Raw genomic sequence first — 19,919 nt, forward strand, 5'->3', positions numbered from 1 at the left:
ATCAAATAATAAACAATCAACAACAGGAACTTGCACTATGAAGAAACTCGCCACTGTCGTGCTGCTGGGCACCGCATTTGCAGGCCAGGCAGGCCAATCGCAGGATGCTCATAATTACCAATATACTGAGATCGGGGGAAAGAAGTTGGCCTATGCCTGTGAGGGAGAAGGTAAAGTGACGGCGCTGCTGGTTGCAGGTATGGGGCTTGATGCCCATACCACCTATAAAAATACCTTGCACAATGCCAACCCTGAAGGATACCGGTTGTGCTTTTACGACCGCGCCGGTTATGGCAATAGCCAGTATGAGAACCCCAAAGTCAGAACCATGGTTGAGCTGCGCGACGAGCTTGCCGGCCTGGTTGAACACCTGAAAGTCGAGTCTCTGGTGCTGGTACCACATTCTTTTGGCGGTTTTGTCGCCCGTGCTTACGCCAGCAAATACCCTGACAAGGTGAAAGGCATGGTGCTGATAGACACAGCCCATGAATCCTGGTTCGACGCCATGAAGTCAAATATGTCTAAGCCCGGTTGGGACACGATGGAAATGATCATCAACTGGGAGCGTGAGCATAACTCGTTTGAAGACTTTGCTGAGGCCTCCAGCCATTCTGCGCTTTATAAAATTAAAGATGATCTGCCTGTCACTGTATTGTCGCGGGGCATCCCTCATGTAACCATCAGGCAAACTAAAATGAGTTACGCCGATATTGATGTCTACACACAGACCTGGAACGACTCACAAAAGAAACTGGCCAAGCTCAATAACAATACGCAGGCGGTCACCATGAAATACGCCTCACACCTGTTTGATGAGACAGACCCCTGGATGGCACTTGAGCATATAGAAGCCATGGTGAATAAAGCCAAGCTCTGAGGGTAAGGCCGACCCGCTCAGGCCCCTGCCCCGGATGTCCTGAGCGAATTGCAAAAAACACTGACGGGGTTCAGCGTATACAGTGTTTTTTGACCGCCCGAAAACCAAACCAATAGCACAGCCCGACAACCAGCCAGGCAATACCGGCCATCAGCACGGGCTCACTGATTTTTTCTGGATTACGAAAGAACAACTGAATGGGTAACACACCCCGGACAATACAGATCACTGATATGCTATAAATGCCCACACGCAAAAAGGGCAATCTCCGAATAAATTGGGCGGCAGACAAGGCGTAGCACCCCAACATGATAAAAATCGCAGATACAACCACAGTCAATAGCGGTGCCAATAGCGTACCTGCGCGAGCAGACTCCACCACAAATGACGGAGCCATCTGGGCTGCATAGCACTGCGGACCAAAGTAAATACATGACAAATGCGCAGCGGCAACTAAAAATGCGGCGCAGGTTGCCAGCAGTAATAATGCTATGCCGTAACCTCGGCTCATACAGGCAAGCTCCTTATTTAACCTAGACTTAGAATCAAATTCACTACGAAATATTAACACATTTTTGTGCAGAAAAACGCTATAGTAAAGCGAGTATTACTCTGTATCAGGCTAACAATGAAAGCGATTTTCTTACCTTTAGTACTGGCCGCCGGCGTTTTAAATACTGGCTGTCAAAGCACCTCAACCACAACATCCTCAGACTCTGAGCCAACAAGTCATCATACTCTGAGAGTGGCCACGTTTAATGTCAGTATGGAAGCCACCAACTATGATATGGCTCAGCATACTGCGCAGTCGGGAAATGCATTAACCTTTGCTCTGAAAAGCGGTGAATTCAGCCAGATCAACAATATTGCCCAGATCATTCAACGCACCCGCCCGGATATTATCCTGCTGAACGAGTTTGATTATATAGAAGACGCTGAGCAAGGTATTAACCTGTTCAAGCGAGACTACCTTGAAGTGTCTCAAAATGGCTTTGACCCCATCGAGTACCCTTATGTGTATCTGGCACCGGTTAATACCGGTGTAAAAACCCCTTTTTCCGGCGATGATACCCGTCTGGCACATTATGGTTTTGGCAAGTATCCTGGCCAGTATGCCATGATCTTGTTGTCCAGATACCCGATTAACCAAAATCAAATCAGAACGTTTCAGCACTTCCTTTGGAAAGATATGCCAAACAATCTAATGCCAACTCAGGCAGATGGCAGCAGCTGGTATTCTGCACAGGAGGTATCTGCCATGCGCTTGTCATCCAAGTCGCATTGGGATATTCCGGTGCAAGTGTGCAACAGACAGATCAACGTGTTAGCCAGTCATCCAACCCCACCGGTATTTGACGGTCCGGAAGACAGAAACGGCAAGCGCAATCACGATGAACTGAGGTTGTGGAAAGACTATATCAGCGCGACAGGTAACGATTATCTGTATGACGACAAAGGGCAACCAGGTGGATTTGCAGGTGAGTCATTTGTGATCCTGGGCGACCTGAACGCCAGCTCGGTTGATGGTGATGCCTATCCGGGCGCCATTGATCAGCTACTTAAACATCCCCGCGTCAATGACTACCCGGCACCGACTTCACAAGGTGGACAACTGAACAAACCCGAAAACAAGTATGGTGCTACACACACCGCGCACTGGGGCATGCGAGCAGACTATGTCCTACCCTCTGCTGACCTTACCGTTACAGGCAGCGGCGTGTTTTGGCCTGCAGGCAACGAGGCTGGCGCAGAGCTTGTGGCAGACAGAGCATCATCATCCGATCATCGCCTGGTGTGGGTCGACATCACACTGCCCGCATTGCAATGCGATAAGTAAATACAACAGATAAAGGGCTTAACGCCCTTTATCTTATTTAAACCTCTGCATCACGATTCAGTCTTATTTTACTATTTTCGCACCGTCGTGTGCGATATTAAGCATGTTGCTTATTTCTATATTCTCTTCCCAGAACTGTATGTCAGTGAAGTAAAAGCCTGCATGGTGCCTCAAAGCCAGATGAGAAGCTTACTCTTTACTCCGTAGCTAAAGAGCATAAAAACTTTAAACCCATTCAATATTCAAGTCAGGAAACAATCACAGCTGAAATATTTAAATCCAGAATATTAGAACCATCCTGGACAGAGGACAAAGGAAAGCACTAAACAATCACTTTAAGTGATTAATCAATTATAAAAAAGAAGGGTAAAGGAAAAAGCAGATAAGTATTGAATAAATAGCTAACCCTAACTTACATATGAGATATGAAATACAACTTCATATCTAAAGTTAAAAAAATCGACTTTACCACTCCTTATAAAAACCGATTTAAAGCAAGTGCCATTACTCAATAAACATAAAGCTACCTCTTGAATTAGAAAACCCCAAAAAGAAAGAACTATAGATGTGAAACGATGTTTTTATAAATTCACACACCCCATTTTATAAATTAATTATGTAAAGTTTACCCAAGTAATACAACCTGACAACCTAGTTGTTAGAACACCATAACAAAAGAACCTAAACCATTGTTATTGATGGTTATGTTAAAATTTAACCACCTTTGCATTCCTCAGATTTCGCATTCATTCTATGTCCCATCAACGCAGCACAGACACATATCGTTGCGTTAGTTAACATCAAAGTATAAACATTAACGAGGTTAAGAATGAGACCATTAGATAAAGAAAAAACACAGTTAATATCAGGCGGAGAACTACCACCTTATATAGTACCAACACTCCCTGAGGATAATTACCTTGGCTAAACAACAAAAACCAAAAGCTAAAGAAGAAAATAAATTTAAGGTAGAAACCATTATCGACCTTAAAATAACAGAGGCAGTCACAGGCTCGGGCATTGTCGAACAACCTATTTTTATCGGTCAACCCAATTAAATAGAAAGGAAGGTTAAAAATGAAAAAAACTAAAACATTCACACCAAAAACAATCGACTCATTAGAAGTTAAATCAGTAAAAGGTGCTGGTCTTATTGGGGAGGTTCCATTCTTCCTTGGCTTAATTTTTCCTAATAACAACGAAAACAACTAATTGAGAGAAACGACATGAATAAAACAAAGTCATTTACACCAAAAACAATCGATGCATTAGAAGTTAAATCAGTGAAAGGTGCAGGTCTTATTGAGGACGTTCCATTCTTCCTTGGCTTGATTTTTCCTAATAACAACGCAAACAACTAAAAGAGAAAAGCGACATGAAAAAAGCACAGTCATTTTCACCAGAAACTATTAATGCGCTGCAACTAAAAGAAGCCGTTACAGGTGGCGGCATTCACCCAGTTTTCATCGGCTATCAAGAGCCAATCGAAAACATCAAATTTTAAGAGAGAGAACTAATGATGAAAAAAACAACACAATTCACACCAAAGACAATTGACGCACTAGAACTGAAAAAAGCAGTAACCGGCGCTGGTTTTGATATCGGTATTCACCCAGTTTTCATCGGTTATCAAGAGCCAATCGAAAATATCAAATTTTAAATAAGGAGATTAATAATGAACAAGACTACAAAATTTACACCAAAGACAATTGACGCACTAGAACTGAAAAAAGCAGTAACCGGTGCTGGTTTTGATATCGGTATTCACCCAGTTTTCATCGGTTATCAAGAGCCAATCGAAGACATCAAATTTTAAGAGAGAGAACTAATGATGAAAAAAACAACACAATTCACACCAAAAACAATTGAAGCCTTACAACTTAAAGCAATTTCTGGTGGTCACGATACCGCTATTCCCCCAGAGTTTCTTGGCATCAAAGAATAAACAAGCGCTAGATTGGTTGAAGTAGCAAAGCTTAAGCTGCTTCACCTCTCTTACATTATAGGTAATTGATTAAAAGAAAAATGTGAGGAAAGTGTATGTTGCCTGATAGTTTCACAAATGCTTTATCTGAAAGCAACTCAGTTGAGTGTATTGAAAGTACATTCTTTGAATACGTGGAAAAAATGCGTTTCAAAGATCAAATCCGTAGCATGATAGACCGTAAAGACTATGACTATCTTGGCAAAGTAAACAGTAAAGGCATTACGCTATTTGAAAATGAAAAATGGATAATGCGTATTACGCAGGACGCTTTTCACACACGTCAGGATGTTGCAAGTACGTTTGCATCGGACGCTTTATACTGCGTCATTTCTGACCACCACTACTTAGTTAGCATCTACCCCGAACATCACGGCGCGTTACAAAACCCGGAATCATGTCAACAGTTTAAAACTAAGCACCTTAAAGTGATGTCAAACAACTATGCCTATGAATTTCACGGACAACAAGAAAAAGTAGTCGTTGTGCTGCGAAGCAAAACGATTTCACGAGATGTGTGTCATGAATATAATATTAAATCAGGCAGTAAAATAGCAACCTATTCTGGTACACAGAATCTGGAGCGATATAAAGTCCTGACCAGCTTTTTACCCCAGTTTGGCGCCGTAGCAGCCCCTTACCTGGTTGGCCTGACAAAACACGCAGTTAATGCTATTCGCTGGCAAGCACTTGTTGAATTGTTCAAAGTAGATCACCAGCAAGCTAAATCCATTTTAATCGAGTTCACGGAAGATCCCTGTCAAATTGTCAGAGCGCAAGCAAAGAATACTTTAGAACAGCTAACAGCATTTGAACAGGAGTGCTAATACTTATGGAATTTTATACACCCAAAACTGTCCCGTCCAATTCGATTGAAGGTCTGCTCCAATTTATCAAAGATAATGTAGTTGACGGTCGAAGGTTATGTGATACGCCCGGTCTTGTAGAACAGTTAATGGGATTAAAGAATAATATACCGAATGTGCTCGATCACATTACTCGTTCACTTGAAGAGCCAAGTGCTAACTCATATGGCAAGAACTCCTTCGTTTTATATCGTGACGACACAGTGATGCTACGCGCCGTTGTATGGGAGCCCAGAAGCGACACGCAGTTTACCACAGAAGACGAAAACCTGTTTGCTTACGGCTTGTGTCATGATCACAATTTCGAGTTAATGACACTGGGTCTGAGTGGTAGTGGCTACACAACACACATGTATGAATATCAACACAAAGGCAGTGCTTACGAAGAAGGCGAAGAGATTGATATTCAATTTAACGGTGACTTTGTATTGGATGAAGGGTGTGTTCTCTTTATGGACAAATCGCGAGATCTTCATTCGCAAAGCCCACCTAAAGCGCTGTCAATGTCACTGAACATCATTGTGGATAGCGGTGAAAAAGAACAACCTGTTTTTGTCGATACACAGTCGAAGCGTGTTATCTCATTTGGCAACGTGATTGATGGTGCTCGTTATATGCAGCAACTCCAGCAGGCCCTCAGCTGAAAAAACTGGATTGACCTTCTCTGAACCCTCCTCAATGCTTTTATGTTCAGTGAAGGTCATTTGATACTCAGTTCTGTAAGTATGACCGCGACAATGAAAGAATAGCTTACTTTTCAAAGGACAGTGAACCGCACAATGCATCCATCCTTTTTTCTTCCATGTTTTCGTGCAAAAAGGGATCCACGCTGGCTAATTGACGTCTGGCAGCATCGCTTTGCGCGCCGATCACTTGCTCTATCCAGCTTTGATAAGACGAAACTCGGGTATAAAGCTCAGTAACACCATATTCACCGACATCGTAAAACCAGGAGTCGGTTCGTGAACTGACACCCAGTACTACCATTCGTCCGTCTTGTTTGATATAGGCAGGTCCCCCGCTATCACCATTGCCAGAGACCCCCTCCAACGCTTCTCCTTTGCTCCCTTCTTCAAATTTAAAGACAATATCGGAGTCTGTTACTTTGACGATTCTATTTTGCGCTTTTCTTAACTTCCCTTTGTTATCCTGATAGCTGACGGTTTCTCCCTGATCACCGGTACCGAAACCACCCGCTCCAATAAACCAAACTACCTGACCTTGTTCGTCCTGCTTATTGTAAACCTCAGCGGGTTTCACACTTGTCACTGGCTGAGAAAGCCTGAGTAAAGCAATGTCGTGTTGCTTACCCAATCTATATTCAGGGTAACTGAAACGCTGTGATACTTTAACCAGCTCATTTCCAACTTTTATTGATTGCCCCGGGTTCATACAAAATACAGTGTGGGCTGCTGTCAGTACCCAGTCGGGGGCTATCAATGTGCCATGGACACCAATGTTATACAGAGTTGCCAACGGCGGGAAGTCAGATAGCGAAGCGTCATAGTGCTGTGCCGATACATCATGTCGAATGACGATGGCGTTGGCTGACGAGGTAAACAAACCGATTGTAAGAAGGATAGAACTGCAGATTTTCAATGTATTAATCCTTATTTGTAACAGTTTTCAGATATGTTGAGACCTGCGGATTAATGTAGCAAATAGCTGCTTCTGTATTGTTTATTGGCCATTTCATTTTGTAAGGATAGATTACAACTCATTCAGTTAGCAGTTGCCCAAAGCGCTGCTCCAGCTCAGCTGCGCAGCAAAACCCCAATGTCAGAGGATAAGCATTATCCTGTTCGTTAACATAAAACAACGCAGGAAAGCCAGAAACCCTCAATCGACGTGTTAACTCCAGATGTTGCCTGAGTTGTGTTTGGGTCTGAGCACAGCCCAGTAATTCCTGAAATTTTGGCTTATCGAGCCCAATGGAGCCTGCGCACGCTATCAGTGTGTCATCCAAAGAAGGGTTTTGTGCGAGCTGATAGTAGGCTCGCTGAATGGCTTTTGCCATGTCCATAGCACTGTTTTCCCGTATACTTTGTGCGGCGATCACGGCTCGACAAGCCTGATAAGTCGCACGTATTGGGGTATTGAGCCGCCAGAAATCATGGTTAAATGACACCTTGGTCTTACTTTCAATCTGATGCCAGTACGATGAGATGGTTTCTCTCAATGCCTGCACCATAGGCTGGTCAGTATCTGGCGCCAGCCCACCCATAATCCAATTTACCTGCGCATGTGGGTATTTAGCCAGAAACAGTTCTAACTCTGGTTGAAATCCGTAACACCAGCCACACATAGGGTCCATTACATAGATAAGTCGCATCGTTTATTCACCCTCTCTTTTACATGTTTTATCGGGTCTATCGCCTAAGTGCAACTACTACTCAGATGCCGCTGGATAGAGCTGGAAAAAGGCTTGTCAGACCCGGTCCTTAATAAAAAGGCTTGTCAGACCCGGTCCTTAATCGTCCGGGCTGACACCATCATTGATTAAAAAATTGTTTTACAAAGCGCCGCCACCGTTACTTCCCTTTTTCTGGTAAAACGTAGGGCTTATTAATGAACTGATCGAGCTCAGCACGCGTTTCTCTGGAAAATACAAATGCACCGCTCATAAAGTGATTGAGACACTACCTGAATAAATACAAAAACGACGGGGAGTTAGCCAATAGGCACTCACTGAATACTATGAATGCAGAGCAATGCTGGGCGTTCGTATAACACAAGTCAGTTAAGCCTACCCTCATGCAATCGCCCGGCATTCTACACCAAACAATTGCGTTGAGGGTAAGTACTTATGTTAAATGTCTTTGAGATTTAAACCACATAATCAACCTGCTGCACAAGGCCTGGTTTCCCGTTCTCATCGAGATAAAAACCCGATTTTCGAATAGCGCCCTGTAACTGCCCGTCTGACCGGATGTTCATTGGCGTATCTGCGTTTTGCAGAGCAATGGCACCTATGTTGGCATCATTGAGTGACACTAATTCATCCTGTTCTTTGTTTTTGATCCAAACCTTGAGGCTGTCAAAGATTGCGTCATTTTCATCAATAAAGCCGTTTCCGTCGTCGTCATACTTGGCCAGGTCGGCAAACCCATTGCCACTGAGCGCACCAAACAGCTCCTTACCATCGTCGATTTGATTGTTTTGATTGAGATCCAATGCCAGATAACCATACCCCTTTTTCAGTTGCGAAAAGGTATCTGCGTTACCATCAGCATCTATATCAAAATCCATACGTTCGCTGTCCAATTCTACGGCACGATTGGTGAAACTAATGATCAGAGGATCTTTCATATTCACGTTTTCAATGGTGCGTTCGTAACTGGTATGTGACTGTTCGAAGACTGACTTGAAGGCAAAGCTGATTTGCTGCCCGTTCTCAAGTCGAATTTGTCCATCTGCTTTGAAGACATTTGACTGGCTCTCGTGTGCCAATCGTTCCACGATAATTTGCGCAGGCTCAGTTGGGCTGGCATTTGCTTGCTCACCCGCCGCCATACTCTCAGACATTTCAGCACGGGAAAGATCTTTTCCTACAACGGCGTCATACCACTGGACTTCATCACCCGAGAGCTTTTCCACCAGCAATTTCAGGATATACATTCTGGCGCTGGTTTGCATGTCCAGCTCTGTCGATGTGCCCTCGACCTCAGTCACCTCGCCCTGGAGTATCTGACCCCCATTGTCAGACTGGTCAGGATTAACGCTCTCAGACGTAGTTCGACCCGAAATTTCGGTTCGCTTTTCATAAACATGGGCTTGTCCCTCATGCTTATTACTCATATTTACTTGTGCATGTTCAATTTTCATAGCTCCTCCACTCCCATCCATGTGATTTGGTATCGGCCATGACGAACAAAATTTGAGTGTTTTTTGAGCGACTGCACACAATATGATTAAGACAGCAAGCCACTTCTCATACAGGCAAGACCTCAGCAGTTTCAGTATCCAGCATCTCCAGAACTCGTTTAAAGTCATGTCTTGGTTGCCAATTCAATTGCTGACGTGCAGCGGAAGAGTCATACACCCGGTCAAGAGAATTAGGCAAAGACCAGTTACGTTCCCTGAATACCGACACCAAATCAGGACATTTTTCAGCGATGACAGCCGGTGCATCTCGGTATAAACGCTCACAATCTTCGCGGCTAAAAGGCGATATGCCTGAGATGATAAAACGATTAAAGCCCGTCAACCTTTTTTGTATGGCACACAAATGTGCTGTCGCTACATCCCTGGCGTCAATGCCCCGCGTCAATCTATAGATTGCCATCAGATCTGCAGGCTCAGGAAAACAGCGCGACATTTGTAATACCGTTACCGGCAATCTGTGTTCTGTCGAGATAGTTTGTAATACTTGTTCTGCCAATATTTTACTGCGGTGATAAACCGATTTAGGCTGTGGCTGAGTATGCTCGGTGATCCAGCCAGCTCGTCCTGAAGGTGTAGAGGCATGACCGTACAAGGCAGTCGTGCTGGTAAAAACAAAGTGCTTTATACCTGCTTTTACACCAGCCAATGCCAGTTGCTCCGTTGCATCGACATTGATGCTTTGAAACGCATCGTCATCAACAAGCCCGACATGCGGTGCATGTAACGCTGCCGTATGGACTATCGCCTCTACCCCTTCAAGCGCGCGGCTTAAAAGCTCGCTATCTCTAATATCACCAATGAAATCAGCAGTGGAACAAGGTGTTTTATCTAACCCAACTACCTGGTGTTCACGCATCAGTTTGATATAAATTGCTCGCCCGACTCTGCCTGCCGAACCCGTTACCAATACCTTCACTATCTTTACCTTAGTCCTGTAGCGACCGAAGCCAGTCAGCTACTTTGTCAGCGCAGACCTCAACTGGCAGATCCTGTGTAATACTCAAATCGCAGTTGGACCGGACCATGCTGACCGTGTCTGCATAAATTTCTTTTAAATGATCCTGATATTTTATCAGATAGCCACCAAGGGCACGGGGTGAATGACTCTGCCTTTGGACAAAATGCCTGCTGATCACACGTGATAAACACAACGCTAATGGCAGATCGAGCAGCACCACATAATCTATCCACGGCCCGATACTGGCACGCGCTTTGCCAAATGGCTCTTCAACAAACAGATATTCGGGCCTACGTGCGATACTTTGTTCAAGCACCTCATTCATGGCAGGCGTTTTAATTTTGGATACATCCGCCCCATCTGAGTGCCATTGCTGCAAATTCCGTGGATAGCTCCGAGCATCGACATAGTCATCAAACATTACGCTGGGACATCCGAAACGCGCAGCAAGCACATTTACCAGCGACGTTTTTCCACTTCCTGAAGCGCCGCTAATGGCAACAACAACCGTTTTACGCATGTCAATTTCTTTGTGAGATGAATGTATGACGATCCTATGCCAATACTCGCACAATACCAATCAATTGTTTTACAAAGGAGAATAACCCTTTGACAGGTATTCTCCATTTACTGTTACATAAAGGCAGGCAACACCCGTTCTGCTATTAATTGCAGTGTGCTGTTTTCCCTTCGATTGGCTGTCACCACAACAACTAAGTCAAGTTCTTTGACCAAAATAATATACTGGCCACCTCCCCCTTGAGCAGACACACTATAGAAACGTTGCTCACCTGATTGAAGCTCAGCGTTCCACCAGTAGTAACCATAGCCCTGTTTAGATACATCTTTACCGCCACCAAACATATTTTCATCCCCAGTAAAGAGTTGTGGGCTGATCGCTTTTGAGATGTAACTTTGCGGGATCAACTGCTCACCCTGCCACATACCTTTGTTGTTGGTTAACGTACCCCATTTGAGCATATCACGGGATGTCATGTTGACCCGCCAACCCGCTTCAGGGAGGCCGTTATCGGCTGTTTGCCAGCGGTATTGTTCGATACCCAACTTATCAAGTAACTCTTGCTTGATAAACGCTTCTGCGGTTCCGGGTACCACAGCATCAATCACCTGCATGATCAGCATCGGGTCATCCTGATATTTAAATGTCTGCGTTTGTGTACTGATGGGAGCACTGCGCTCCAGCAACGCCTGAGTATGTTGCTGACCTTTAAGCTGTTTGGATATTTGCGCCAATCCTTCCTTTTGCTCGTCACTCAGTCGAATACCTGAGCGCATGGTCAGAGCCAGATTAAGCGTGATTTTATCACTGCCTTTTGTCAGCTTGCCGGTATCCAGACCCTTTAAAAAACTCACTACAGGTTTGTCCAGATCTGCCATGCTCAAATAACCCAGCTGAATGGCCCTGCCAAGTGCCAGGCTGGTATACACTTTAGTGGCGGATGCCTGATAATGCGGCAGGTTGATGCGGCCACGGGAGTAATAGGACTCAAACACCAACTTGCCCTTGTGGGCGATAAGTAAGCTGTCAAACTGCCCATGCTTGTTGTTTTCGATTTCTTGTGCCAGTTTTATTAACAGCGCCCTGTCACCACCATCTACTCCGGCTACTCCAACAGCCAAGCCGTCGTTTTTTCGCTTTGGTGCTGTGTCAATAAATGCGTTTTTAAGCTCTGTAACATCCCGGTACCCTCCGTCTAATTCAGCCTGCGTGGCCTCTATAGACTGAGTACACTTTGCCATTGTTAACTGACTAAAACTGCCCATAAGCAGGGTTATCACTAAGCTCGTCACTCTCTTTTGTATAATCATGAAACTCTCCTGTTTTTTAACAGTAGCAACATAGCCAGTACGGACGCTCAGTACCTGACTTCCTGGTGACTTCTTGATGACTTTGTCACGAAAGAGCTATATAAACTTTAAAATCATAAGGTTAGAAACCTGTGTCAATATCCTCAGCCCATATTTGTTTGACACTCAACGGAAAACATTTTGTGATAATTAAGCATCATTGAGATGAGTTCAGAGACATTTTGCTCTATGCGGCAGGTGACTATATAGACATATCGTTCACTGAGGTGTTCTTCCATTCGTTGCCGGACTAACGTTTTTTGACTAGACTCCCAGTATCATCATCCATTTACCGCAATATGCTACGTATCACACTTTTTTGTCTGTTCTTGTTTCCGCTAGCGGTGTTATCAAACAGCGACAGGTTGGTCCTTATTGCTGGAGACAACTGGTGTCCGGTGAACTGCGGAGAGAATGATAAAGACAAAGGGTTTATGATTGATGTCGCCACCGAAGCACTGGCAATCTCCGGGTATGAGGTGCGGTACATTGAAATGCCTTGGCTCAGGGCCATTCATCAAGCCCGCGAAGGAAAAATACATGCTATCGTGGGCGCGTTCAAAGATGACGCGCCAGATTTTTATTTTCCAAAAGTCCCAATTCTCAAACTCAGCCCAAATACATTATTCACACTGGCAGAGAACACCTGGGTATATAACAACCAGCATTCCCTCAACAAAGTGCGCCTTGGTGTTGTGCAAGGCTACGACTACGGTCACTTGCTAAATGCCTATATAAAATCTCACCGCACGTCTCCCAATAGCTACATTACACAAATATCAGGAGACAATGTTGTAAAACGCAGCCTGCTACTGCTAACCAGTAAGCGCATTGATGTTTATGTAGATGCCGGACCGGTAGTCTGGTTCCGGGCAAAACAAATGGGGCTCGGTGAACAAATCAAGTCTGTTGGTTCAATCAGTCCAGTGGAACCGGCTTATATTGCTTTTTCCCCCAAGCTGACAAATAGTGAACAACTTTCACTGGCGCTGGACTTGGGTGTGCTCAGGTTGCAACTAGATGGTCGCCTTGCGGTAATAGCCAAAAAGTATGGGCTAACGGAACTGCACTATCGGTAAACCTGTAATGCGCTAATTGCCATGCTTTATGAAAGTATTGCGAGCATGAAGCATGATACGCAGCTGGAATAGCTCAAGTATTATCTGGGCATGCAGGTTGCTCGACAATTGCCTGCGCGGCATGCTGAGCAAGCACTCCTTGCAGGTCAGGTGACACCCCGTCCAGAATGCTGGTAGCTCCTTTATCTACTGATTCCCCGGTAATAATTTGTGTAAACACCAGCGCGCTTAGTAGTATACCCAAAGTGTCGGCATGATTGCCATCTGATGCATGTAGTGCTAATTCAGGCCTATTGGCTATCGTGCCGTACCAGGCTTTTGCAATAGGAGCCAGGCAGCTAGGCTCTGCATCGGCAATGTTTTTGTGAATATCATGAACATATTCGCCTTCCACTCTATTTCCACGTTGCGGGTGTTCAGGAAACAAAATAGGCGTAGCGCCATGGGTTTTGGCCAGTGCTACCCACTGCTTGGTTGCCTCTGTAGAATAGCGCTTGGACATAGACTGGGAATATTTCTGACCCTGAATTATCAAGTGTGTCCAGGGTACATCAGGCTGAGTAAAGCGCTTAACGACTTCATAATTCGCTATCAGATTGTCGGTGAAGCCAAACCCCAATAATTCAACATTAACGGTCTTATCGGGCGCCATAAATTCAATCGTGCGCTTGAGAGTCGGGGCAAGACCACTAGAATGACTATTGCCCACCATGGCAATTTGGTAGTGCTCTACATCAGAGTTAATCGCCAAAGAAGCGGGTTTGATGTAGCTATTGACCAAATCAGCTGCGCTTTCTCCTGCCTGCCCCTTCGCAGCACTGTGTTGACTGTCACTATTGCCCCCACATGCCCCAAGTAATAGCACAGGCAATAACGAAAGACACAGCAATCCAGTATATTTATTCATTTTTTTATACTTCCCTTTGGTTATGCTGTCTACATAATGCCCACAAGACCAATATTTCGTCAACGCAATATTAATTTATAATCATCATTTCGTTAATTTAGATATCGATTTGTAAATATTATCTAGCTACCTTCCAGCTAGCAGAGAACACAATGGCAGTGTCTGCCGACACTGCCACAGAGGTAGAAACCAAGCGATCTGCAGTCATAAATCTGCTTGGCAATTTATCCTCCTTGCAAAGCACTAGAATTGATAGTTGACGGTAAAGGAAGTTGTACGCCCGTTAATGGTGCGAGCTCTGATGATTCCAGACTCTGGAATGCTGCCTTCTTCCGCTTCTGTGATCCCTACTGCATTAAACAGGTTGTTGACGTTGAGCGATAAAGACAAGTCTTCGGTCATATCATAGCTGGCAAATGCATTGACCTGAGTGTAGCCATCAAATTTCAGCGCGTTATTATCCTGTGCGTAAGCATCGGTTGAGCCAAGCAGGCTTAAACCCACTGCTCCTCGTGCCATGTTGTAACGCGCCATCAAAGAGTAAATAAAGTCCGCCTGGCGCCTTGGCGTATTGCCCACCACCTCAGGTGACAAAGCATCTTTGGCGATCTCGGCGTCCGTCCAGGTCAGGCTGCCTCTGAAATCAAAGGAGCCAACAAAGTACACCCCTTCAAGTTCAATGCCATGTGCTTCATATTCACGGTCAAAAAAGCGCTGGCTGGTGGCTTCAAAATTTTGCTCTTCGGTTTGAGCATAAAAAGCGGTGGCAAATAGACTGCCGTTTTCAAGCTGTTGCTTCAAACCAAATTCAAGCTGGGTTACTTCGTCAATGGCGTCTTCCTTTGCCACACTGCCGTCTGCATTCACTTTGCCAAACAACAGACGATCGGCATTTGCTCTGGCTCCTTCACTGAAACGCCCAAACACCGCCCGCGTTGGACTCAACTGATAATTAGCACCGAGGGAGTAGCTGGTGTAATGCCAGTCGTAATCAACGAGTGACGGATTAGCCAAATCTATGCCCGCAACCTGCTCTTCAGGTTTTGAAATCGCGCCATCGGCATTCACATCCCGCTGCGATACCACAGCCCCCGCATAGGTGCCCGAGGCTTCACCTGAGTCATAACGCACACTGGCATCGACGGTTAAATCGCCCACCTGCGAGGAAATCGCCAGATAAGGCGCGCGCGTTGAATAATCTGTATTGTAATTACGCTGACAACAATTGCCCCAGGCAGGTGTCCCGTATGCGTACAAGCCATTGTCCGAAAAAGCCGTGCCATCGGCTGCAAAGACATCCAAAAGCGCTGCGTTTTGCCCTTTTAACTCCAGCAGATAAGAGTTCCACAACCAGGACATTTCAATGGCCTGCTCGGATGCAAAATAGCCAAAGGTTAAAGCGGTATCGCCCAGCTGTTTTGTCAGTTTAATGTCGTTGACCAGCGAGCCAAAGTCCTGCATCTCAACATCAAAAGTATGGATCCGCATCAGATTATCGTCGCTGAATTGACTGCCAGCGCTTGCACCATTGGCATATTTTAATGTCGCGCCCTCACCGGCGATGCTCTCGGCGATAGACTGGGCACTGCCCACTTCAGCCGGAAAAGGCGCATTAAACGTACCTTTTACCTTGGCTACTCTAAACCGGTTTTCAATTTTCCAGTCGTTGCTCAGCTCAAAGCTGGCCTCAACGCCAACGCTGTCAACCTGAGGATGCATGCCATCACGCATATCTGCGCGGCGCACTTCGTTGTTGGCGCCCAACCCCTGTGTTTGGGTAAACAAAACCGAATGCGGCGTATCTGACAATGCATCAAATCTCGGCAGTGAGTCGCCATTGGCATACATGGGCATAGGTAAGTAGCCGGTTGAGCGGTCATCCAGGTGCTTGAGGTAGACTCTGACATAGCCCGACTCAAATTCTTTGGTCAGATTGGCTTTAATCTGCCCGCCCTTGTTGCCGGTATAACCGGTATCACGCGGCCCTTCGCCTTGGCGCACAAATCCGCCGATATGGAATCGTACGGTGTCAGACAGATAGGTGCCAAATTCAAAGTCAGTTCTGAATTCGTCATAATCAAGACCCAGTGTCGTTGCAATGCTGCCCGATTCGCTGTCACCGGTCTTAGAAATAAAGTTGATGATCCCACCCGGCGCGTTACTGGCGGCAGTCGAAGCCGAGCCGCCTCGGATGGACTCAATTGATTGCACCGTGTTATCCAGGCGCATAAAAATATCTGCATTACCGAATGCAATATCGCCAAACTGTAATACGGGCAAGCCATCTTCTTGCAATTGCAGGAACTTGGCCCCACCGGCCGCAACCGGCAGTCCGCGTACGGCAATGTTTGCATTGCCCTCTCCCCCGGTTGACTCTGATCTCACCCCAGGTAACAAGCGAAATGCTTCGGCTGTGGTTCTGGGTGTTGCAACACTTATCTGCTGAGCAGAAATGCTACTGACAGACACGCTGGATGCCATCACGGTGCGCCTTTGTGGCACGCCTGTCACAATGATTTTTTCCAGCTCATTCTGAGCCTGTGCATTTGCTTGGTCCTGGCTCTGTTGTGCCCACACTGTGGGGCTAAGCGCCAGAGTCAGTGCACTGAGTGCAAACCAACCGGGAGTGTATGTTGTCATAATGTGCCTCGTTGTTGTCAATTATATATTGCTGGCACCACACTATGTGGATTTAGATACTTAATCGATTAAGTAAGTTAGCAAATATTTGTCGCTTTGCAATCAAAAAATTACACACGACGGGTTTCTAGTTAGATAACGCTATGATTTAGTTTTAAAAGTATTTGAGCTAATGTGCGTTTGCCAGCCTCAGCTGGGCTGGGTTTTTCCAGTAGTTGTATGCCATCGCCAGCATCAGCAAAGCCGCAAATCCCATCGCCAGTGCAAACCCGTAGCGAATATGACCAAAATAATCACTGACCATACCCATCAGCAAAGGCGCCAGGGCTGCAGACAACGCGGTAAAGAACAAAATCACGCCAGCGACCGAGCCATGCTGATGCTTATCGAAGCATGAGATCCCCTTCGAATTAAGTGTGGGGTATATCATCGACATAAAGAGCCCACTGAGTGGCAGCGCAATGACGGCAGCATTCACGCCAAACAAAAAGGTCAGCAGGTAACAAAGAAAAATGGCCGAGCTCAGCGCGAACATCACACTCTGCCAACTGAACAGGTTAAGCAGCCAGACAGCCATAAAGCGCCCCACCGCCCGCAATATAAAAAAGATGGTCAGTGCATAGGTTGCCAGCAGGCTCCAGCTCCCCTCGTAGGTTTTGAGTAAAGTCGGCATCCAGACATAAATGGCGACTTCCGTCGCAACATACAGCGCAATGGCAGCCGAAAAGCCTAGTGCATGTTTGTCCTTGAGCATCAGCAGGGTCTGCCTGAATCCACTACCTTGGCTAACCTGCTTAGCGGGCCGCTCAGGAAACTTCACAGCGAACGTGATTAAACACAAAACGCTGCATAAGCTCCCTGCCAGAATATAGAGGTAAACCCAGCTGACACCCGACGCCAGCATGTAGCTCACCGCGGCCGGCCCCACGATGGCGCCAACAGCAAAGAAGCCTTCGACCATGTTCATGGTCCGGGTGTGCGCCTGGCTGGTTGGCGTCAAATCGCCTAACAAAGCCAGTGCTGCGGTTTTGAACAGGCCGATCGCCAGGCCAATCACACTCATTAAGCACACAAAGGTGATAAAGGTTTCACCCATTGCAAAGCCAAAGCAGGCACCGGCAAAGAGCACAAAACCAAGAATGATGGTCGGCTTGTGGCCTATTTTATCGGCCAAAAAGCCCAGCAACAGACCACTGGCGGCAATCCAAATCATTGGCGCGTAATGAAACGCGCTCGCCTGTGTCATGGTTAACTGATAATCCCGGATCAGCTCGGGAATGATCACGCCCACGGCGTCCGATGTCATGGCAAACATAAAAAACATCATGTATGTCAGCCAGCGTAATGCGCCTAAGTTGCTGCTTGTCATAGTTATTACCTCTTAGGTATTGCGGCCAAGCCCGGTTAAGTTTAAAACTCAATCGCACTCTTGTGCCAATTTTCACGTAAATAGTACTTGAATATCTTGTCGTGCTGATTAAAGATATAACTTAATCGATTAAGTTTCAACAATGAGAATTGAACTGAACCATGAAAAACCAAGTGCAACTGATAACCTACGCCGATCGCTTAAGCGGTGCAGGCCTGCCTGAACTCACTCAGCTGTTGGACGGCCCGTTAGCGGGATTGTTTGGCGGTGTCCATATTCTGCCGTTTTACTACCCGATTGACGGAAGTGATGCCGGATTCGATCCGATAGACCACAGTGAGGTTGATAAACGACTTGGCAACTGGGCAAGTGTGAAAGCACTTGGGGAGCGCTTTGAGGTGATGGCCGATTTAATCGTCAATCATGCTTCGGCTCAGTCCCCAGAGTTTCAGGATGTGCTCAAACATGGCGAGCAGTCACCCTACTGGCCTTTGTTTTTAAAGGAGCACGATATTTTTCCCGATGGGATCAGTGACGAACAAGCACACGCGATATTCAGACCCAGGCCAACCAGCTGTTTTACGCCTAAAAAGCTGCAAAGTGGTGAAACGGTCAACTTCTGGACCACGTTTACTGATAATCAGGTTGATATCAATGTTGAAACGCCCCAGGGCAAAGCGTATCTGGACAAAATTCTGACCTTGTTTGCGCAAAATAATGTCAAGATTATTCGCCTGGATGCGGCTGGCTATGCCATAAAACGCGCCGGAACAAGCTGCTTTATGACCCCGGAATCATTCGACTTTATCAACCAGCTATCGCGTCAGGCCAATGCGCTCGGTATGGAGACCATTGCCGAGATCCACAGCCATTATCAGACTCAAATTGACGTAGCATCGAAAGTAGACCGCGTCTACGACTTTGCTTTGCCACCGTTAATCTTACACGCTCTATTTAGCAATAATGCCGATCCCCTGCTTTGCTGGTTACAGCAATCGCCGCGTAATTGCCTGACGGTACTCGATACTCATGACGGTATCGGCATTGTCGATGCGGGTCCGGATGGGGATAAGCCCGGTCTGCTCAATGCACAGCAAATCGATACTCTGGTAGAAACCATTCACAGCAATAGCCGGGGTGAGAGCAAGCAGGCAACCGGTGCCGCTGCCAGCAACGTTGATTTGTATCAGGTCAATTGCACCTACTATGATGCACTGGGTCGCAATGATCTCGATTACCTGATAGCGCGCGCAATCCAGTTCTTTTCACCTGGCGTCCCGCAAGTTTATTACGGTGGCCTGCTGGCACTGCACAATGATATGGCGCTGCTTGAAAACACCAACGTAGGTAGGGATATCAATCGCAGTTACCTCAATGAACAACAAGTTGAAGACGCGTTATCCAAACCCGTAGTCAGGGGCCTGTGCAAACTAATTGAATTACGAAACCAGAGCAGTGCATTCGATGGAGAGTTTGTTTTGTCAGGGTCAGAAGAAGCGCTCTCTTTGCAATGGTGCACTCAGGACGCCCGTGCAATACTCGACGTTAACCTGGCGACAAGAGCAGCGTTCATTACGTTCAAAGAGACGGACCTTACAAAGCACATCTGTCTGGCTGATTTACTCCAGGCTTAGTAATACCTGGGCAG

Annotated in this window: 22 protein-coding genes; 12 read left to right on the plus strand and 10 right to left on the minus strand. The window is 46.1% G+C overall.

What is annotated here, in order from left to right; all coding sequences use genetic code 11:
• Nucleotides 1-37 precede the first annotated feature (37 nt).
• Nucleotides 38-877, plus strand: a complete 840-nt coding sequence (locus CWB98_RS15230; protein ID WP_138545633.1) for an alpha/beta fold hydrolase — start codon at nucleotides 38-40, stop codon at nucleotides 875-877.
• A gap of 70 nt (nucleotides 878-947) precedes the next feature.
• Here the strand turns inward: CWB98_RS15230 and CWB98_RS15235 are convergent, their stop codons facing one another.
• Entirely contained in the window at nucleotides 948-1,388 is a 441-nt protein-coding gene (locus tag CWB98_RS15235) for a hypothetical protein (RefSeq protein ID WP_138545634.1), read from the minus strand.
• Between the two features lie 117 nt (nucleotides 1,389-1,505).
• Between CWB98_RS15235 and CWB98_RS15240 the strand changes: the two genes are divergently transcribed.
• The 9 genes from CWB98_RS15240 (at nucleotide 1,506) to CWB98_RS15250 (ending at nucleotide 6,208) form a co-directional block, all read left to right on the plus strand.
• Entirely contained in the window at nucleotides 1,506-2,714 is a 1,209-nt protein-coding gene (locus CWB98_RS15240) for an endonuclease/exonuclease/phosphatase family protein (protein WP_138545635.1), read from the plus strand.
• Nucleotides 2,715-3,634: 920 nt separating this feature from the next.
• Nucleotides 3,635-3,772, plus strand: coding sequence for a hypothetical protein (locus CWB98_RS23975; RefSeq protein ID WP_171045665.1), 138 nt, complete (start codon nucleotides 3,635-3,637; stop codon nucleotides 3,770-3,772).
• A 19-nt stretch (nucleotides 3,773-3,791) separates the two neighbouring features.
• Nucleotides 3,792-3,926 carry a hypothetical protein gene (locus CWB98_RS24620; protein ID WP_283241209.1) on the plus strand — a complete coding sequence of 45 codons (135 nt, stop codon included), beginning with the start codon at nucleotides 3,792-3,794 and terminating at the stop codon, nucleotides 3,924-3,926.
• 14 nt (nucleotides 3,927-3,940) lie between these two features.
• The gene (locus CWB98_RS24625) at nucleotides 3,941-4,075 is read left to right on the plus strand and encodes a hypothetical protein (RefSeq protein WP_283241210.1); all 135 of its coding nucleotides are present in this window, start codon (nucleotides 3,941-3,943) and stop codon (nucleotides 4,073-4,075) included.
• 14 nt (nucleotides 4,076-4,089) lie between these two features.
• Nucleotides 4,090-4,218: a hypothetical protein gene (locus CWB98_RS24630; protein WP_283241211.1), complete on the plus strand. Its 129-nt coding sequence runs from the start codon at nucleotides 4,090-4,092 to the stop codon at nucleotides 4,216-4,218.
• 12 nt (nucleotides 4,219-4,230) lie between these two features.
• Nucleotides 4,231-4,374, plus strand: coding sequence for a hypothetical protein (locus tag CWB98_RS23980; protein ID WP_171045666.1), 144 nt, complete (start codon nucleotides 4,231-4,233; stop codon nucleotides 4,372-4,374).
• A 15-nt stretch (nucleotides 4,375-4,389) separates the two neighbouring features.
• The gene (locus tag CWB98_RS23985) at nucleotides 4,390-4,530 is read left to right on the plus strand and encodes a hypothetical protein (protein WP_171045667.1); all 141 of its coding nucleotides are present in this window, start codon (nucleotides 4,390-4,392) and stop codon (nucleotides 4,528-4,530) included.
• Between the two features lie 224 nt (nucleotides 4,531-4,754).
• Nucleotides 4,755-5,525 (plus strand): hypothetical protein, encoded by a 771-nt coding sequence (locus CWB98_RS15245; protein ID WP_138545636.1) that lies wholly within the window; start codon nucleotides 4,755-4,757, stop codon nucleotides 5,523-5,525.
• A gap of 5 nt (nucleotides 5,526-5,530) precedes the next feature.
• A complete protein-coding gene (locus tag CWB98_RS15250; RefSeq protein ID WP_138545637.1) occupies nucleotides 5,531-6,208 on the plus strand; it encodes a hypothetical protein in 678 nt (225 codons plus the stop codon).
• A 106-nt stretch (nucleotides 6,209-6,314) separates the two neighbouring features.
• Here the strand turns inward: CWB98_RS15250 and CWB98_RS15255 are convergent, their stop codons facing one another.
• From CWB98_RS15255 to CWB98_RS15280, 6 genes are all read right to left on the minus strand, one after another.
• Nucleotides 6,315-7,163 carry a S1 family peptidase gene (locus CWB98_RS15255; protein WP_249364688.1) on the minus strand — a complete coding sequence of 283 codons (849 nt, stop codon included), beginning with the start codon at nucleotides 7,161-7,163 and terminating at the stop codon, nucleotides 6,315-6,317.
• A 118-nt stretch (nucleotides 7,164-7,281) separates the two neighbouring features.
• A complete protein-coding gene (locus CWB98_RS15260) occupies nucleotides 7,282-7,896 on the minus strand; it encodes a DsbA family protein (RefSeq protein ID WP_138545639.1) in 615 nt (204 codons plus the stop codon).
• 494 nt (nucleotides 7,897-8,390) lie between these two features.
• A complete protein-coding gene (locus CWB98_RS15265) occupies nucleotides 8,391-9,389 on the minus strand; it encodes a hypothetical protein (RefSeq protein ID WP_138545640.1) in 999 nt (332 codons plus the stop codon).
• Nucleotides 9,390-9,495: 106 nt separating this feature from the next.
• Nucleotides 9,496-10,365 (minus strand): NAD-dependent epimerase/dehydratase family protein, encoded by an 870-nt coding sequence (locus tag CWB98_RS15270; RefSeq protein WP_138545641.1) that lies wholly within the window; start codon nucleotides 10,363-10,365, stop codon nucleotides 9,496-9,498.
• 10 nt (nucleotides 10,366-10,375) lie between these two features.
• Nucleotides 10,376-10,927, minus strand: a complete 552-nt coding sequence (locus CWB98_RS15275; RefSeq protein WP_138545642.1) for a hypothetical protein — start codon at nucleotides 10,925-10,927, stop codon at nucleotides 10,376-10,378.
• A gap of 113 nt (nucleotides 10,928-11,040) precedes the next feature.
• Nucleotides 11,041-12,237, minus strand: coding sequence for a serine hydrolase domain-containing protein (locus CWB98_RS15280; protein ID WP_138545643.1), 1,197 nt, complete (start codon nucleotides 12,235-12,237; stop codon nucleotides 11,041-11,043).
• 299 nt (nucleotides 12,238-12,536) lie between these two features.
• Between CWB98_RS15280 and CWB98_RS15285 the strand changes: the two genes are divergently transcribed.
• Entirely contained in the window at nucleotides 12,537-13,355 is an 819-nt protein-coding gene (locus CWB98_RS15285) for a substrate-binding periplasmic protein (protein WP_138545644.1), read from the plus strand.
• A 73-nt stretch (nucleotides 13,356-13,428) separates the two neighbouring features.
• Here the strand turns inward: CWB98_RS15285 and CWB98_RS15290 are convergent, their stop codons facing one another.
• From CWB98_RS15290 to CWB98_RS15300, 3 genes are all read right to left on the minus strand, one after another.
• A complete protein-coding gene (locus tag CWB98_RS15290) occupies nucleotides 13,429-14,262 on the minus strand; it encodes a hypothetical protein (RefSeq protein ID WP_138545645.1) in 834 nt (277 codons plus the stop codon).
• Between the two features lie 243 nt (nucleotides 14,263-14,505).
• Entirely contained in the window at nucleotides 14,506-16,902 is a 2,397-nt protein-coding gene (locus CWB98_RS15295) for a TonB-dependent siderophore receptor (protein WP_138545646.1), read from the minus strand.
• Nucleotides 16,903-17,071: 169 nt separating this feature from the next.
• Entirely contained in the window at nucleotides 17,072-18,271 is a 1,200-nt protein-coding gene (locus tag CWB98_RS15300) for an MFS transporter (protein ID WP_138545647.1), read from the minus strand.
• A gap of 161 nt (nucleotides 18,272-18,432) precedes the next feature.
• Here CWB98_RS15300 and gtfA point away from each other — a divergent pair, with 161 nt between their 5' ends.
• Nucleotides 18,433-19,905 (plus strand): sucrose phosphorylase, encoded by a 1,473-nt coding sequence (gene gtfA, locus CWB98_RS15305; RefSeq protein ID WP_138545648.1) that lies wholly within the window; start codon nucleotides 18,433-18,435, stop codon nucleotides 19,903-19,905.
• Nucleotides 19,906-19,919: the final 14 nt, after the last annotated feature.

This window comes from Pseudoalteromonas rubra, from assembly GCF_005887115.1.
Lineage (GTDB): Bacteria > Pseudomonadota > Gammaproteobacteria > Enterobacterales > Alteromonadaceae > Pseudoalteromonas > Pseudoalteromonas rubra_F.

Bases quoted from the DNA above. Each gene is read 5' to 3' on its own strand.
- CWB98_RS15230 (WP_138545633.1), top strand. From the start codon at position 38: ATGAAGAAACTCGCCACTGTCGTGCTGCTGGGCACCGCATTTGCAGGC.
- CWB98_RS15235 (WP_138545634.1), bottom strand. From the start codon at position 1,388: ATGAGCCGAGGTTACGGCATAGCATTATTACTGCTGGCAACCTGCGCC.
- CWB98_RS15240 (WP_138545635.1), top strand. From the start codon at position 1,506: ATGAAAGCGATTTTCTTACCTTTAGTACTGGCCGCCGGCGTTTTAAAT.
- CWB98_RS24620 (WP_283241209.1), top strand. From the start codon at position 3,792: ATGAAAAAAACTAAAACATTCACACCAAAAACAATCGACTCATTAGAA.
- CWB98_RS24625 (WP_283241210.1), top strand. From the start codon at position 3,941: ATGAATAAAACAAAGTCATTTACACCAAAAACAATCGATGCATTAGAA.
- CWB98_RS24630 (WP_283241211.1), top strand. From the start codon at position 4,090: ATGAAAAAAGCACAGTCATTTTCACCAGAAACTATTAATGCGCTGCAA.
- CWB98_RS23980 (WP_171045666.1), top strand. From the start codon at position 4,231: ATGATGAAAAAAACAACACAATTCACACCAAAGACAATTGACGCACTA.
- CWB98_RS23985 (WP_171045667.1), top strand. From the start codon at position 4,390: ATGAACAAGACTACAAAATTTACACCAAAGACAATTGACGCACTAGAA.
- CWB98_RS15245 (WP_138545636.1), top strand. From the start codon at position 4,755: ATGTTGCCTGATAGTTTCACAAATGCTTTATCTGAAAGCAACTCAGTT.
- CWB98_RS15250 (WP_138545637.1), top strand. From the start codon at position 5,531: ATGGAATTTTATACACCCAAAACTGTCCCGTCCAATTCGATTGAAGGT.
- CWB98_RS15260 (WP_138545639.1), bottom strand. From the start codon at position 7,896: ATGCGACTTATCTATGTAATGGACCCTATGTGTGGCTGGTGTTACGGA.
- CWB98_RS15265 (WP_138545640.1), bottom strand. From the start codon at position 9,389: ATGAAAATTGAACATGCACAAGTAAATATGAGTAATAAGCATGAGGGA.
- CWB98_RS15275 (WP_138545642.1), bottom strand. From the start codon at position 10,927: ATGCGTAAAACGGTTGTTGTTGCCATTAGCGGCGCTTCAGGAAGTGGA.
- CWB98_RS15280 (WP_138545643.1), bottom strand. From the start codon at position 12,237: ATGATTATACAAAAGAGAGTGACGAGCTTAGTGATAACCCTGCTTATG.
- CWB98_RS15290 (WP_138545645.1), bottom strand. From the start codon at position 14,262: ATGAATAAATATACTGGATTGCTGTGTCTTTCGTTATTGCCTGTGCTA.
- CWB98_RS15295 (WP_138545646.1), bottom strand. From the start codon at position 16,902: ATGACAACATACACTCCCGGTTGGTTTGCACTCAGTGCACTGACTCTG.
- CWB98_RS15300 (WP_138545647.1), bottom strand. From the start codon at position 18,271: ATGACAAGCAGCAACTTAGGCGCATTACGCTGGCTGACATACATGATG.
- gtfA (WP_138545648.1), top strand. From the start codon at position 18,433: ATGAAAAACCAAGTGCAACTGATAACCTACGCCGATCGCTTAAGCGGT.